The sequence below is a fragment of the Cytobacillus sp. T106 genome (genome assembly GCF_040492155.1).
Classification (GTDB): domain Bacteria; phylum Bacillota; class Bacilli; order Bacillales; family Cytobacillaceae; genus Bacillus_AB; species Bacillus_AB infantis.
Genome location: NZ_JBEUMK010000011.1, coordinates 1 through 13,509, shown reverse-complemented (window position 1 = coordinate 13,509; position 13,509 = coordinate 1). Strand labels below are relative to the sequence as shown.

The 13,509-nt window shown below is 48.1% G+C and carries 11 protein-coding genes; 4 read left to right on the top strand and 7 right to left on the bottom strand.

Annotation, left to right across the window (positions count from 1 at the left end):
• Positions 1 to 36 precede the first annotated feature (36 nt).
• Positions 37 to 777: a sulfite exporter TauE/SafE family protein gene (locus ABU165_RS18045; RefSeq protein WP_396137127.1), complete on the bottom strand. Its 741-nt coding sequence runs from the start codon at positions 775 to 777 to the stop codon at positions 37 to 39.
• A gap of 350 nt (positions 778 to 1,127) precedes the next feature.
• Here ABU165_RS18045 and xylE point away from each other — a divergent pair, with 350 nt between their 5' ends.
• Entirely contained in the window at positions 1,128 to 2,549 is a 1,422-nt protein-coding gene (gene xylE, locus ABU165_RS18040; protein ID WP_148950358.1) for a D-xylose transporter XylE, read from the top strand.
• A 71-nt stretch (positions 2,550 to 2,620) separates the two neighbouring features.
• Here the strand turns inward: xylE and ABU165_RS18035 are convergent, their stop codons facing one another.
• From ABU165_RS18035 to xylA, 3 genes are all read right to left on the bottom strand, one after another.
• A complete protein-coding gene (locus ABU165_RS18035; RefSeq protein WP_318060772.1) occupies positions 2,621 to 3,604 on the bottom strand; it encodes an aldo/keto reductase in 984 nt (327 codons plus the stop codon).
• A gap of 99 nt (positions 3,605 to 3,703) precedes the next feature.
• Complete coding sequence (gene xylB / locus ABU165_RS18030; RefSeq protein WP_318060773.1) at positions 3,704 to 5,203, bottom strand: xylulokinase; 1,500 nt, start codon at positions 5,201 to 5,203, stop codon at positions 3,704 to 3,706.
• Positions 5,204 to 5,225: 22 nt separating this feature from the next.
• Positions 5,226 to 6,548, bottom strand: a complete 1,323-nt coding sequence (gene xylA, locus ABU165_RS18025; protein ID WP_009791894.1) for a xylose isomerase — start codon at positions 6,546 to 6,548, stop codon at positions 5,226 to 5,228.
• Between the two features lie 189 nt (positions 6,549 to 6,737).
• On the opposite strand from xylA, the gene ABU165_RS18020 reads away from it, so the two are divergent.
• On the top strand, positions 6,738 to 7,367 hold the full coding sequence (locus tag ABU165_RS18020) for a YesL family protein (RefSeq protein WP_094768796.1): 630 nt from the start codon (positions 6,738 to 6,740) through the stop codon (positions 7,365 to 7,367).
• 19 nt (positions 7,368 to 7,386) lie between these two features.
• Here the strand turns inward: ABU165_RS18020 and ABU165_RS18015 are convergent, their stop codons facing one another.
• From ABU165_RS18015 to ABU165_RS18005, 3 genes are all read right to left on the bottom strand, one after another.
• Positions 7,387 to 8,208: a carbohydrate ABC transporter permease gene (locus tag ABU165_RS18015; protein ID WP_318060774.1), complete on the bottom strand. Its 822-nt coding sequence runs from the start codon at positions 8,206 to 8,208 to the stop codon at positions 7,387 to 7,389.
• Between the two features lie 14 nt (positions 8,209 to 8,222).
• Entirely contained in the window at positions 8,223 to 9,101 is an 879-nt protein-coding gene (locus ABU165_RS18010) for a carbohydrate ABC transporter permease (protein ID WP_022543454.1), read from the bottom strand.
• A 90-nt stretch (positions 9,102 to 9,191) separates the two neighbouring features.
• Positions 9,192 to 10,493 (bottom strand): extracellular solute-binding protein, encoded by a 1,302-nt coding sequence (locus tag ABU165_RS18005; RefSeq protein ID WP_009791898.1) that lies wholly within the window; start codon positions 10,491 to 10,493, stop codon positions 9,192 to 9,194.
• 142 nt (positions 10,494 to 10,635) lie between these two features.
• Between ABU165_RS18005 and ABU165_RS18000 the strand changes: the two genes are divergently transcribed.
• Together ABU165_RS18000 and ABU165_RS17995 are read left to right on the top strand one after the other, a co-directional pair.
• Positions 10,636 to 11,835 carry an ROK family transcriptional regulator gene (locus ABU165_RS18000; protein WP_101551538.1) on the top strand — a complete coding sequence of 400 codons (1,200 nt, stop codon included), beginning with the start codon at positions 10,636 to 10,638 and terminating at the stop codon, positions 11,833 to 11,835.
• Between the two features lie 27 nt (positions 11,836 to 11,862).
• Positions 11,863 to 13,509: glycoside hydrolase family 43 protein (locus ABU165_RS17995; protein ID WP_353762681.1), on the top strand; the 1,647-nt coding region annotated here is incomplete at its 3' end.

Here is a 13,509-nt window from a genome sequence, read left to right as displayed (position 1 = left end):
CCTGAGGAAGGACCTTGCAGTCTGTCTTTACCTAATTCAGAACAGCAGGATGAATCCGGCCATAATAGGCGTCAGCACCATGGCACTTTTTAAAACAGGAAGCGGCACATAATTGGTGAACCGCGCTCCGAGGTATGAACCGATCATCGTTCCGGCCAGCACCTGCAGCAGCAGGATCGAATCAAAGTATCCTTCAAAATAATAGCCGATGCCGCCTGCCAGTGCAATCGGCAGGATGACCAGCATCGTCGTCCCGACAGACTTCTGCACAGAAAGGCCTAAGACGGCTAATAGTCCAAGCTGAATGAAAGGCGCAGAGCCGATGCCGAACGTGCCTGACAGCAAGCCGCAGACAATGCCCACAAATGCAGCTTTCATGAAGAGCCTGCGCTGCGGCTCTGCTCCCTTGTCCTCCATCCGGCTGACGATGAACAAACGGACCAGCAGCATCACTGCTGACAGAAACAGCATTCCGGCCGTCAGCCAATGAAGCGAATCAACCGGGATCCACACCGCGATTCCCGAGCCCAGAAACGAAGTGACCGCTCCAAAGCACCCGACAGCCAGTCCCATTTTCACATCAATATTGCCCTGCCGGTAATGGCTGTAAGCCCCCGACAAGGTTGTAAACACCATCGCCGCAAGCGACGTCCCAAGCGCCGTATGGATCGGCACCCCGAACACCACCGTCAATAGCGCAATAATAAAACCGGATCCCCCGGCCCCGATAAAACCAAGCAAAATCCCCAAAAACAGCATCGTAAACGTAATAGCCACGCAAATTCCCCCTCTTAAGCAGCTCCAGCAGAATTCATAAATGGAAGAAAAGCACCAGCTACTATTATAAAACTTTACAAAAGTGCGGGAGAATTTTGTAACTAAAAAAACCGGGCCAGGGGGTCTGACCCCTTGGCTCCTTCCTACTATCCAAAACTTAGTTCATTCATTAGACAAACTTAATATAGTCTGCTATAATGCAATTATTCATTATTGTAAAAAAATTATCAGCAGGGGAGGGAATGGGCAGTGAATTTCTTTTATACCGGTAAATGTAAACGCTTCAAAAACTATGATAACAATGTAAGCGTTTAACTATCATTCCAGTATAATGAAAACTGCCTTCACACATGACGAAACAGCACAATGGTTCGCTTTACATCTTCTCTATCACACTCGTTGCCACTCTCGGCGGCCTGCTCTTTGGCTATGATACAGCTGTCATATCAGGGGCTGAAAAATCAATCCAAACCTATCTGGTGGACAGCCTGGGCTTAAGCTCGTTTATTCATGGAGCCACCATCTCCAGCGCTCTGATCGGATGCATCATCGGCGGCATCATTTCCGGTTATTTTTCTTCTGCATTTGGCCGAAAAAAATCGCTGATCATTGCGGCCGTATTATTCCTTTTATCAGCACTTGGCTCTGCTTACCCTGAGTTTCTGTTCTTCTCAGCGGGTGAACCTACTATCGGCCTTCTGCTGACATTCAATCTTTATCGCATCATCGGCGGCATCGGGGTCGGACTCGCTTCCGCCATTGTGCCAATGTACATAGGGGAAATCGCCCCGGCAGCCATCAGGGGCCGGCTGGTTTCTTTCAATCAATTTGCCATCATTTTCGGCATGCTGGTCGTTTATTTTGTCAATTGGGGAATCGCACGCGGGCAATCAGTGGAATGGATCAATGAAACCGGCTGGAGGTATATGTTCCTGTCTGAAGCCATCCCGGCCCTGCTGTTTTTCGTTTTCCTTTTCTTCGTGCCGGAGACGCCCCGCTATCTGTCTCTGAAGAATCAGGACGAAAGCGCACTGAGGATTCTCTCGAAAATCAACGGCCCGGCAAGCGCCAAACAGATACTCAGCGAAATCAAAGGTTCCATGAATGCAACTGCAGAGAAAATGTCCACCTTTGCTTTTGGAAAAAAAGTGATTGTCATCGGCATCCTGCTTTCCGTTTTCCAGCAGTTTGTCGGCATCAATGTGGCTCTCTATTACGCTCCGCGCATTTTTGAAAGCATGGGCGCTGCAAAGGATGCTTCCATGCTGCAGACGATCGTCATGGGACTTGTCAACGTCATCTTCACTGTTATCGCCATCATGACGGTCGACAAATGGGGACGCAAGCCGCTCCTCATCATCGGCTCGATCGGAATGGCCATCGGCATGTTCGGTGTCGCGGGCCTCGCTTTTGCCAATATCATCGGCATCAGCACGCTTTTATTCATCATCGTGTATACCGCTTCCTTCATGATGTCCTGGGGGCCGATCTGCTGGGTGCTGATTTCCGAGATCTTCCCGAACCGCATCCGCGGACAGGCTGTGGCGATCGCGGTTGCCGCCCAATGGGGTGCCAACTATCTGGTCTCCTCCACCTACCCGATGATGATGGAATTCAGCGGCGGGATGACCTACGGCATTTATGGCCTGATGAGCGTCCTTTCCGCCATCTTCGTCTGGAAGTATGTGCCTGAAACGAAAGGCAAATCCCTAGAGCAAATGGAAAGCCTGTGGAAGGCGCCTGCCGAAACAAAGCGTTCTAAAGCAATGTAATTCATAAAACGGGACAGCAACCCTGTCCCCAAACAAAAAAGGCCTCCAGCCAGAGCTGGAGGCCTTACCTATTAATAAACGCCCCGGATATGGGCATGCACTTCCTTCTGATAAAAGTCCTTCAACTTCTGCAGTTCTTCTTCACTGAACGGCTTTGCATCCAGTGCTTCGAGATTGCTCTCCACCTGCTTCACATTCCGGAAGCCCGGGATGACTGTGCTCACCTCCGGCTGCTGAAGAATCCATTTGATGGCTGCTGCTGCCATGCTTCCCCTGCCTTCTTCAATCCACTTCACCTGCTCGCTCAGCTCCACGCCTTTTTCGAAATCAAGTCCGCCGAATGTTTCGCCGACATTAAAGGCTTCCCCGTTGCGGTTGAAGTTGCGGTGGTCATCCTGCTCAAACGTGGTATCCTTTGAGAATTTTCCTGTCAGAAGCCCGCTAGCCAGAGGTACACGCGCAAGAATCCCTACCTTCTTTTCCATCGCCATTGGGAAAAGCTCATCCAGCGGCTTTTGCCTTAACAGGTTGAAAATGACCTGCAGCGCGCTTGCCTTCGTATTCTCCAGGCAGAATATCCCTTCCTCGACCGTTTCCACACTGACGCCATAATAGCGGATCTTCCCTTCCTGCTTCAGCTGCTCAAGCACTTCGAAAACACTGCCATCTTTAAGAATTTCCATAGGCGGACAATGGATCTGATAAAGGTCGATTGCCTCCCGATCCAGCCTTTTCAAGCTGTTTTCACAAAAAGACCGGACACTATCCATTGAATAGGTTGCAGGATCATAAATATCAGCGCTGCGGCAGAACTTTGTAGCGATATGAATGGAATCTTCCTTCCCTTTCGTGGCCTTCGCCAAAAGTTCCTCGCTATGCCCTTCTCCATACACGTCGGCCGTATCAAAGAAATTAACGCCCGCGTCCATTGCCCGTTCCAGGGCTTTTAGCGCTTCCCCGTCATCTGTCTTTCCCCATGAACCGCCGATCGCCCAAGTGCCGAAACTCAGTTCACTTACTTTCAAGTCGGTATTGCCCAGCTGATTATATTTCATTTCGCCAACTCCTTCTTTTATACAGAAACCCAGAAGGCTGCCCCGGGACTTTGCATATATGATGCATCCTTCCAAGGCAGCCTTCTGGTTTCATTATGTTTATTTTCGATAGGCCAGCAGCTTTTCATTAAGTGCTTTTGTCTGCCCGTAGACTTCCTGGTATACAAGGAATAATTCTTGGTAAATCTCCACATTTCCTGCATCAGGGACAAATTCTTTTTCGACCTTCAGGAATGCATCGCCGCACTCCTTCAGAGAAGAAAACCACCCGCTGCCATAAGCCGCAATCATAGCGGCACCCATGCCAGGACCCTGCTCGCTCGAAAGCTTAACAATTTTGCTGTTGAAAATATCCGCCTGCATTTGCAGCCAATCTTCATTCTTCGTGCCGCCGCCGGTAGATACGATGGTATCGATCTTTTTGCCATTTTCTCTGAAGATAGCCAAAGATTCGTTCAGCGAGAAAGTGATCCCTTCCATAACGGCACGGACGAAATCCTTGCGTTCATGAGAGCTGTCCATCCCGATGAAGCTTGCCCGTATGCTTGCGTCCGCATGCGGAGTGCGCTCCCCGGATATGTAAGGCGTGAACAGCAGTCCGTTCGATCCTGGAGGGACAGTTCCTGCTTCTGCCAGCAGTTCCTCAAAGCTCTCTTCCGCTGCGAATACATTCCGGAACCAGCTCAGGCTGTGGCCTGCTGCAAGGGTCACTCCCATCGTGTAAAAAACGTCCTCGGCCCCATGATTGAAATAATGGACTTTTCCACCGAAATCTTTATCGCTGCTGCTTTCATAAGAAAGGACCACACCAGAGGTACCGATGCTGCAAAGGGTTTTCCCCTCCTCAAGGATACCGGAGCCGATCGCTCCGCAGGCATTGTCGGCACCGCCACCAAATACCTGGACAGAAGCCGGAAGGCCGGTCGCTGCTGAGAACTCAGGAGTGATATTCCCCGTCTTTTCATGAGATCCCACCAATGGCGGGCAGAGTGCGGCATCAATATCGAGAATATCGCAAATTTCCCTGCTCCACTCTTTTTTCGCAATATCCAATAACAGCGTTCCCGCTGCATCGGAATATTCCATCTGCAGCTCATCGGTCAGCTTGAACCTTACATAATCCTTCGGAAGGACAAAGGTTTTCGCCTTTTCATAGATCTCTGGCTCATGCTCTTTCACCCAAAGCAGTTTCGGCAAAGTAAAACCTTCCAGTGCCGGATTCTTCGTAATCTCAAGCAGCCTCTCTTCGCCGACCCGATCGTAGATCTCACGGCACTGTGCCGTCGTCCTCGTATCATTCCAAAGGATGGCATTCCGAAGCACTTCATTGTTCTCATCCAGAAGGACAAGGCCGTGCATCTGCCCGGAAAAACTGAGTCCCTCAATGTCTTCCGGATTTCCGCCAAATTTTTGGAGCAGTTCAGACAGACCTGCTGCTGTCTGATTTACCCACTCTTTCGGATCCTGCTCGCTGTAGCCGGTCTTCTCCTGGATCAGGGGATAGTCCTTGGAAACCTCCTGGACCACATTCCCCTTTTGATCGACCAGCAATATTTTTACCGCGCTTGTTCCTAAGTCAACGCCGATTACATATTTCATTGGTGCACCTGCCCTCTAAGAGTTACTCTCCCGCATAAGCCCTTAACAGATATTGATTGATCGTAGCCTTGATGCTTTCGAGGCGGCCGGACTGGTGCTTCACTTCAGCCAAGCCCAATGCATGCTCCTCAAGCTTATGGAAATCTGTCCTGCCTTCAACGATCTCAAGGCCGATGCCTTCTGTATAGCTCTTATAGCGGTTTTCAACCACATTGTCCAGCACCTTGTCATCAATCAGCTTCTGTGCGACCTTCAGGCCAACCGCAAAGCTGTCCATTCCGGCGATATGGGCGTGGAACAGATCTTCAGGCTCAAATGAACCCCTTCTCACTTTCGCGTCGAAGTTGAGTCCGCCGCGGCCAAGTCCGCCATTTTTAAGGATTTCGATCATTGCAAGTGTAGTAGAATACAAGTCTGTCGGGAACTCATCTGTATCCCAGCCAAGCAATGGATCGCCCTGGTTGGCATCTACTGAGCCAAGCATATTGTTTACACGTGCATAGTGAAGCTCATGTTCGAATGTATGGCCGGCCAGTGTTGCATGGTTTGCTTCAATATTGAATTTGAAGTGGTCCTGCAATCCGTAATGCTGCAGGAATGCATATCCTGTCGCCACATCGAAATCGTATTGATGAGTTGTCGGCTCTTTTGGCTTAGGCTCGATCAGGAATTGGGCGTCAAAGCCGATTTCCTTCGCATAATCCACTGCCATGTGCATGAAGCGGCCAAGGTTATCCATTTCAAGCTTCATGTCTGTGTTTAAGAGAGTTTCATAGCCTTCACGGCCGCCCCAGAACACATAGTTTTCTGCGCCGAGTTCTTTTCCGACCTCAAGGCCTTTCTTGATTTTCGCTGCTGCATACGCGAAAATATCCGCGCTGTTTGAAGTTGCAGCACCATGGACGAAGCGTGGGTTCGTGAAGTTATTCGCCGTATTCCATAGCAGCTTCGTTTTGCTGTCCTTCATATAATCTTTAATCATGCTGACGATGATATCTAAATTTTGGTTGGTTTCTCTCAGGCTGCTTCCTTCTGGAGCAATATCTACATCATGGAAGCAGAAGAATGGCACATCCAGCTTTTCAAAAAATTCAAAGGCTGCTTCAACGCGCGCTTTTGCCAGATCCATTCCCGTGAACTTATCCCATGGACGGAGCATTGTTCCAGTTCCGAACGGATCGGAGCCGTCCATTGTGAACGTATGCCAGTAAGCTACACCAAAACGCAGGATTTCTTCCATTGTTTTCCCGCCGATTTTTTCCTCCGGGTTATAAAATTTAAACGCAAATGGATTGGTTGATGCTGAACCTTCATATTTAATCTTTTCAATGTTAAAATAAGCCATTTTTCGTTCCTCCCAGAATCATAATAAAGTTCATTATCTTTTTATAAAATGTAAATGCTTTCAAAAAGAATTATATCAATATTTCATTTGTTTGTCTATTGAATAAACAAAGATTCCTCATAATACTGCGAAATGATTTTTATTCCAGTATAATAGGTTTTACATAAGGAAAAATTGGAGGCTTGAGCCATGGCAAGCAGCGTTTTATACCGGATATTTGAATGGATCACCCGTTTCGCTTATATGAATCTCTTATGGATACTATTCACTCTTGCAGGAGGCATCCTCTTTGGATTCTTTCCCTCCACCCTCGCCATGTTTGCCATCACAAGGGACTGGCTGAGGGGGAAAACAGACACACCCCTATTCCCCAGCTTCCTTTCATATTATAAAAAGGATTTCTGGAAGGGCAATCGCCTGGGCCTCATTATCATCATCACCGGTTCCCTGGCCGGCTTCAATCTTTGGTTCACCCAGGCCGGTTTTGATGTGCTCACCTGGGCCCATGTCCCTTTGCTCGCGTTCCTGATGATTTTTCTGCTGTTTCTTCTTTATCTTTTTCCAGTATTTGTTCATTTTGATTTGAATGTCAGGCAGCTCATCAAACAGGCCCTGCTGATCATGCTCGTCAATCCGCTCCACACCGTATTGATGATTCTCTGCCTTGCTTCGCTTTACTTTATCACTCAGCTGGCCCCGGCGCTTGCCTTTATCTTCGGCGGGAGTTCAGCCGCTTTTATCATCATGTGGCTCTGCCTCCATGCCTTCAATAGAATCCAGCGGAAGCAGGCCAAACAAAAAGCACTTTCTCCTGATTGAGGAGAAAGTGCTTTTTGTTTTATCCTTTAACTGCACTTGAAGAGATGCCTTCAACAACTTTATTGCTGAAGAAAAGGAATGCCAGCAGGATCGGCAGCACACTGATGATGAGAGTCGCGCCGATTGCGCCCCAATCAGTCATATACTGGCCGATGAAATTCTGGATTCCGACCGTAAGGGTTTTATACTGATCAGAACTGATAAAGGTATTGACGAAAACAAACTCATTCCAGTTATAAATCATATTGATGATCACAGTGGTCGACATGATCGGGATCGTCATAGGCAGGATGATCTTGAAAAACATCCTGTGGACTGAACAGCCGTCCATAATCGCCGCTTCTTCAATTTCCCTTGGCAAAGTGTAATAAAAGCCGAGGAGGATCATCATCGTAATCGGCAGATTATAAGCCGTATACGTAATGACGATTGACCATGGATTGTCGATCAGATTTACATTTAAGAACATGCTGAACAGCGGAATGATCGCTGAATGGATCGGGATCATCAGCCCGACCATGAATAGCCCAAGCACCAATTTGCTCAGCTTCCACTGCATCCTTGTAATCGCAAAAGTCGCCATGCTCGCCAGGATTACGGTTAAGAGGATGGCCACACCTGTAATCCAGATGCTGTTCCAGAAATAGATTCCAATGCCGCCTTCCCATACTTTGCTGTAATTTTCCCACCTGAATTCAGTTGGCAGCGAGAAAGGGGATTTTGAGAAGATTTCCTGATTATTTTTTAAAGAAAACAGGAACAGCCAAATGACCGGGAAGACCTGAAAGATGGCTACGATGGCCAGGCAAAGATAGAGTATGATGTAACCTGCTCGTTTCATTGTACAACCCTCGCTTAATATTGAATTTCTTCTTTAGTAGCTGTTGCCTTGCGCACAATCACTGTCACTATCAGCGTAATGATCAGGAGCAGGAAGCCGATGGCACTGCCGTATCCGAAGTCATTGCTTGCAAAGGCCAGTTTATACATATAAGATGCCATAACCTCGCTGGCGCCATTTGGGCCGCCGCCGGTCATTACATATATCAGGTCAAAGTATTTCAGTGACCCGACTACAGCCAGCACAATCGTTACTTTCACAACACCCATGATCAATGGGAGCTTGATTTTCCAGGCGATCTGGAGCGGTGTGGCCCCATCGATCCTGGCTGCCTCAACCAATGATTCCGGAATGTTCTTGAGTGCTGCATAGTAAATCAAAATGTAAAACCCTGCGTATTGCCACAAGATAGGAATAAAAATCGCATAAAGAACGATTGACGGTTCTGCCAGCCATGCTGGAGGATTATCCACACCGAAGGCCATCAGGATGCTGTTGAGCATTCCATTGGTCGGGTTGAACACCTTGATCCACAGCTGTGCGATCGCTACAGATGACAGCAGCATCGGGATCAGGTAGATTTTTCTCAGCAAATCTGCCCCTTTGATCCGGGATGCCAATATCATTGAGATGGCCAGATAGATGACCAGGCTCAGCGTTGAAAATACGGCCAGCAGGAAAGAATGGTAGGCACTGTCCCAAAACTTCCCATCCTGGATGGCATTGATATAGTTTTCCAGCCCTATGAACTCCATAGCTCCGATGCCATCCCAGTCCATCAGGCCGTAATAACCGGTCAAGATCAGAGGGATGAAGATGAGGATACCAATCAGAAGGAGTGCAGGGAGAACGTATAATGCGATAATCCACTTGTTTGACATTACTTTATTCATCACATTCAACCCCATATTTAAAAATGAAAAGGACAATCCTGCAAAGGGTATGTCCTTTTCTTTAGTTGATTACTAGTGTTCCGCGGACCCTTATTCTTTGGACAGCGCTTCTTCGTGCGCCTTGGCAAAGTCTTCAGGAGACACTTCTTTTCCAAACAGCGACTGAATCATATCCAAATGCACCTGGGCTGTATCTGCACTCATCTGCACATCTGCAAAAAGCGTGATATTGCTGGCAGAGTTCAGGTCTTCCAGGACATCGACATACATATCAGGAAGGTCAAGTGATGCCGCATCCACTTTCGTTGCCGGGATGACGCCTGCATCTGTCACTGACTTTTCTCCCCACTGCTGGATGAAGTAGGAGGCAAATTCCTTTGCTTCTTCCTTTACATCGGAATCCTCTGCAACGAATAACCCTACACCAGGACCGCCTACAAAGCTGTCCATGTCACCTTTTCCGTCAACGGTCGGGAAGTTGAAGTAGCCGACAGAATCCCTGAATTCCTGAGGAACGTCTTCATTGGTTGTGTAATTCGGCAGATCCCATGTGGCAATCAGGTACATAGCTGCCTGTTCGTTCATGAACATGCTCTTCGCTTCTTCATCGGCAAGGCCGTTGAAGCCTTTGACAAACGCATTCATATCAACCAGCTCCTGCACCTTTTCAGCAGCTGAAACCAGGGCAGGGTCTTCAAATGAACCGCTGCGGTCGATCGCTTTTGTCAGGACATCTCCGCCGCCTATCCGGTCAGCCAGATACATATACCATAGAGACCCGGTCCAGCGGTCTTTGTTTCCAAGCGCTATTGGAGCAACGCCGTTTTTATCCAATGTTTCTACTACATTCTGAAACTCTTCATAAGTTTTAGGCGCTTCCAGTCCATATTTTTCAAAAATAGCTTTATTATAGAATACTGTTGCAATGTTCAATTCTAGCGGCAGTCCATATGTGCTTCCATCGACTTCATATGCTTCTGCTGTGCCGGATACGAATTTATCTTTTAAATCTCCTTCAAGAAGGTCATCCAGCGGGGTGAATTTCTTTCCGCTTACATAAGGGTCCAGGAATCCTGCAGCCCATGTCAGTCCTACATCAGGCAATTGGTTAGAAGTTGATAATACTTTCAGCTTATCTTTATACTGCTCATTGCTCAGCACTTCCAGGTCCACTTTCACATCCGGGTGCTCGCTTTCAAAATCCTCAATGATTCCGCTTACAATTTCGTTGTGCAGTTTAGAGCTTCCTTCAGGCCAAAGGTGCATGAATTCAATTGTTTTCTCATCACCGGAGCCGCCGCTCGCTTTTTCGTCGGATCCTGAACAGCCTGTAATCAGGGCAAGGGAGGAAAAAATGGCAAAGACTGTTGTAATCGCTTTCTTCTTTCTCAAACTAAATACCCCCAATATTCTTTATTTTGAAACCGAGATTTGTTACTAAACATAGATTACCATCTCAAAGAATGTTTGTCTAGCGGATAAACTAAGTTTATAATATAAAATGAAAATGGTACACTTAGGAAAACAAAACGAAATGGAGCTTTTAAAAATGAGGCTGACCCAGACCTACAACCAGCATGTTGTAAAAAAAGGCAATAAGTCGTTAGTTCTGCAGACCATCCAGGAGTATACCCCTATTTCAAGGGCGGATATCGCCAACCTGACCGGATTGAATAAAGGGACCGTCTCCTCCCAGGTGAGCGAGCTGCTCAGTGAAGGCCTGATCCTTGAATCAGGGCCAGGTGTTTCAAGCGGCGGGCGCAGGCCTGTTATGCTGCTCTTCAACCAGGTTGCCGGCTATTCCATCGGCATTGACATCGGCGTCAACTATATTCTTGGAATCCTGACCGACCTTCAGGGTAAAGTCTGCAGCGAGGAACTGATTAAGTTTAATGACCTGACTTATGACGAAATCAAAGAAAAGTTATTCAACATTGTCGATACCCTGATCGGTTCAATGCCGAAAAGCCGTTACGGGCTGGTCGGCATCGGCATCGGCGTGCCGGGCACCGTCAGCACGGAAGGCGAAATCCTCCTTGCCCCCAACCTGAACTGGCGGCATATCGACCTGAAATCAGTGATGACAGAAAAGTACAATGTTCCCATCCTGATTGAAAACGAAGCCAATGCAGGAGCATACGGTGAGAAAAAATTCGGTGCAGGACAGGAAGCCAATAATATCATCTATGTAAGCATCGGCATCGGAATTGGCGTCGGCCTCATTTTAAACGGAGAGCTCTATAAAGGAAATAATGGATTCTCCGGTGAACTTGGCCATATGACAATTGAAACGGGCGGACCTGTATGCCGATGCGGCAACCAGGGCTGCTGGGAGCTTTATGCTTCTGAAAAAGCACTGGTCGAATCTGCGGCAAGGAATGAAATCCAGCCGGAGGATGGGCAGAAGCTTTCACTTGAAAGCCTGAATGAACTGGCTGAAAACGGGGATGCCGGGGTCATCCGTATTTTCGAAGGGATCGGCGGCTACATCGGGGTGGGAATCAATAATATCATCAATATCTTCAACCCTGAGCAGGTTATCATCGGCAACCGCCTCGCCTCTTCTTCCAAGTGGCTGGAGGAACCGCTGAAGAAGAAGCTGGTCCATGCGCTTTCCACTCACAAAAAGGATCTTAAGATTGATTTTTCCCAGTTATCCACCCATGCTGCTGCATTGGGAGCGGCCGCTTATGCAAGCGAAAACTTCCTGACCATCGATATCCAGGAAGTCTAATATTATATCCAGGAGAGGTGCTGTACAATGACAATCATTCAAAATCCGATATTAACAGGCTTTAACCCTGATCCAAGCATTTGCCGTGCAGGCGAAGATTATTATATTGCCGTTTCTACGTTTGAATGGTTCCCTGGCGTCGGGATCTATCACTCCAAGGACCTTAAAAACTGGCGGCTCATCTCCCGCCCGCTCAACCGCCTCAGCCAATTGAATATGATGGGCAATCCTGACTCCGGCGGCATCTGGGCCCCTGCCCTGTCCTACCATGATGATAAATTCTGGCTGATCTACACAGATGTCAAAGTCGTTGACGGCCAATGGAAAGACAGCCACAACTATCTCGTCACCTGCGATAAGATTGATGGCGAATGGTCCGAGCCTGTCTACATGAACAGCTCAGGCTTTGATCCTTCTTTATTCCATGATGAGGACGGAAAGAAATATTTCGTCAACATGATGTGGGATCACCGGGTCGGCAACCATAACTTCTATGGTATCGTCCTGCAGGAATTCAGTGTTGAGGAGCAGAAGCTTGTCGGCAAAAAAGAGGTCATTTTTAAAGGCACCGATATTAAACTGACAGAAGCGCCTCATCTTTATAAGATGAACGGCTATTATTACCTCCTCACAGCTGAAGGAGGAACAAAATACGATCACCAGGCAACCATTGCCCGCTCAAAAGATCTGTGGGGGCCATATGAAGTGCATCCTGACAACCCGCTGATCACGTCATTCCCGTATCCAAGGAATCCGCTGCAGAAAGCCGGACATGCTTCGATTGTACAGACACATACAGACGAATGGTTCCTTGTGCACCTGACCGGCCGCCCATTGCCGCAGGAAAATAAAGCGCTCCTCGATCCGCGCGGCTATTGTCCGCTAGGAAGGGAGACTGCCATCCAGCGCCTCGAATGGAAAAACGACTGGCCATATGTGGTTGGAGGCAATCAGCCATCTGTCGAAATCGAAGGACCAGCCATCGAGGAAGTCAAATGGGAGAAGGATTTTGATGAGAAAGATGATTTCAGCTCTGAAACTTTGAATCTTCACTTCCAGTCACTAAGAATTCCGCTCGGTGAAGAGATCGTTTCATTAAAAGACAACCCTGGGCATCTGCGCCTTTATGGACGGGAATCTCTAACATCCAAATTTACGCAAGCGCATATTGCAAGGCGCTGGCAGCATTTCAATTTCACGGCCGAAACAAAAGTGGCCTTCAATCCTGACACATTCCAGCAGGCTGCCGGACTCGTAAACTACTATAATACTCAGAACTGGACAGCCCTGCAGATCACCTGGCATGAAGAAAAAGGCCGCATTCTCGACTTGACAGTCTGCGACAACTTCACATTCAGCCAGCCGCTCCAGGACAGCCCGATCACCGTTCCGGACGAAGCAGACTATGTTTACCTGCGCGTAAATGTAAGCACTAACACTTACCGCTATTCCTATTCATTCGACGGAAACAGCTGGACCGAAGTCCCAGTCACCCTGGAGTCCTACAAACTCTCAGACGACTACATCAACGGAGGCGGCTTCTTCACCGGCGCATTCGTCGGCATGCAATGCCAGGACACATCCGGGCAGAGGCTTCATGCTGATTTTGATTATTTTGTTTATCGGGCCATGGGGTTATCGGGCCATGGGGTCAGGTCCCTTGGCTCAAAATTA

Excerpts from the sequence above, each read along its gene's own strand:
- xylE (WP_148950358.1), top strand. The coding sequence starts at position 1,128 with ATGACGAAACAGCACAATGGTTCGCTTTACATCTTCTCTATCACACTC.
- ABU165_RS18035 (WP_318060772.1), bottom strand. The coding sequence starts at position 3,604 with ATGAAATATAATCAGCTGGGCAATACCGACTTGAAAGTAAGTGAACTG.
- xylB (WP_318060773.1), bottom strand. The coding sequence starts at position 5,203 with ATGAAATATGTAATCGGCGTTGACTTAGGAACAAGCGCGGTAAAAATA.
- xylA (WP_009791894.1), bottom strand. The coding sequence starts at position 6,548 with ATGGCTTATTTTAACATTGAAAAGATTAAATATGAAGGTTCAGCATCA.
- ABU165_RS18020 (WP_094768796.1), top strand. The coding sequence starts at position 6,738 with ATGGCAAGCAGCGTTTTATACCGGATATTTGAATGGATCACCCGTTTC.
- ABU165_RS18015 (WP_318060774.1), bottom strand. The coding sequence starts at position 8,208 with ATGAAACGAGCAGGTTACATCATACTCTATCTTTGCCTGGCCATCGTA.
- ABU165_RS18010 (WP_022543454.1), bottom strand. The coding sequence starts at position 9,101 with ATGAATAAAGTAATGTCAAACAAGTGGATTATCGCATTATACGTTCTC.
- ABU165_RS18000 (WP_101551538.1), top strand. The coding sequence starts at position 10,636 with ATGGAGCTTTTAAAAATGAGGCTGACCCAGACCTACAACCAGCATGTT.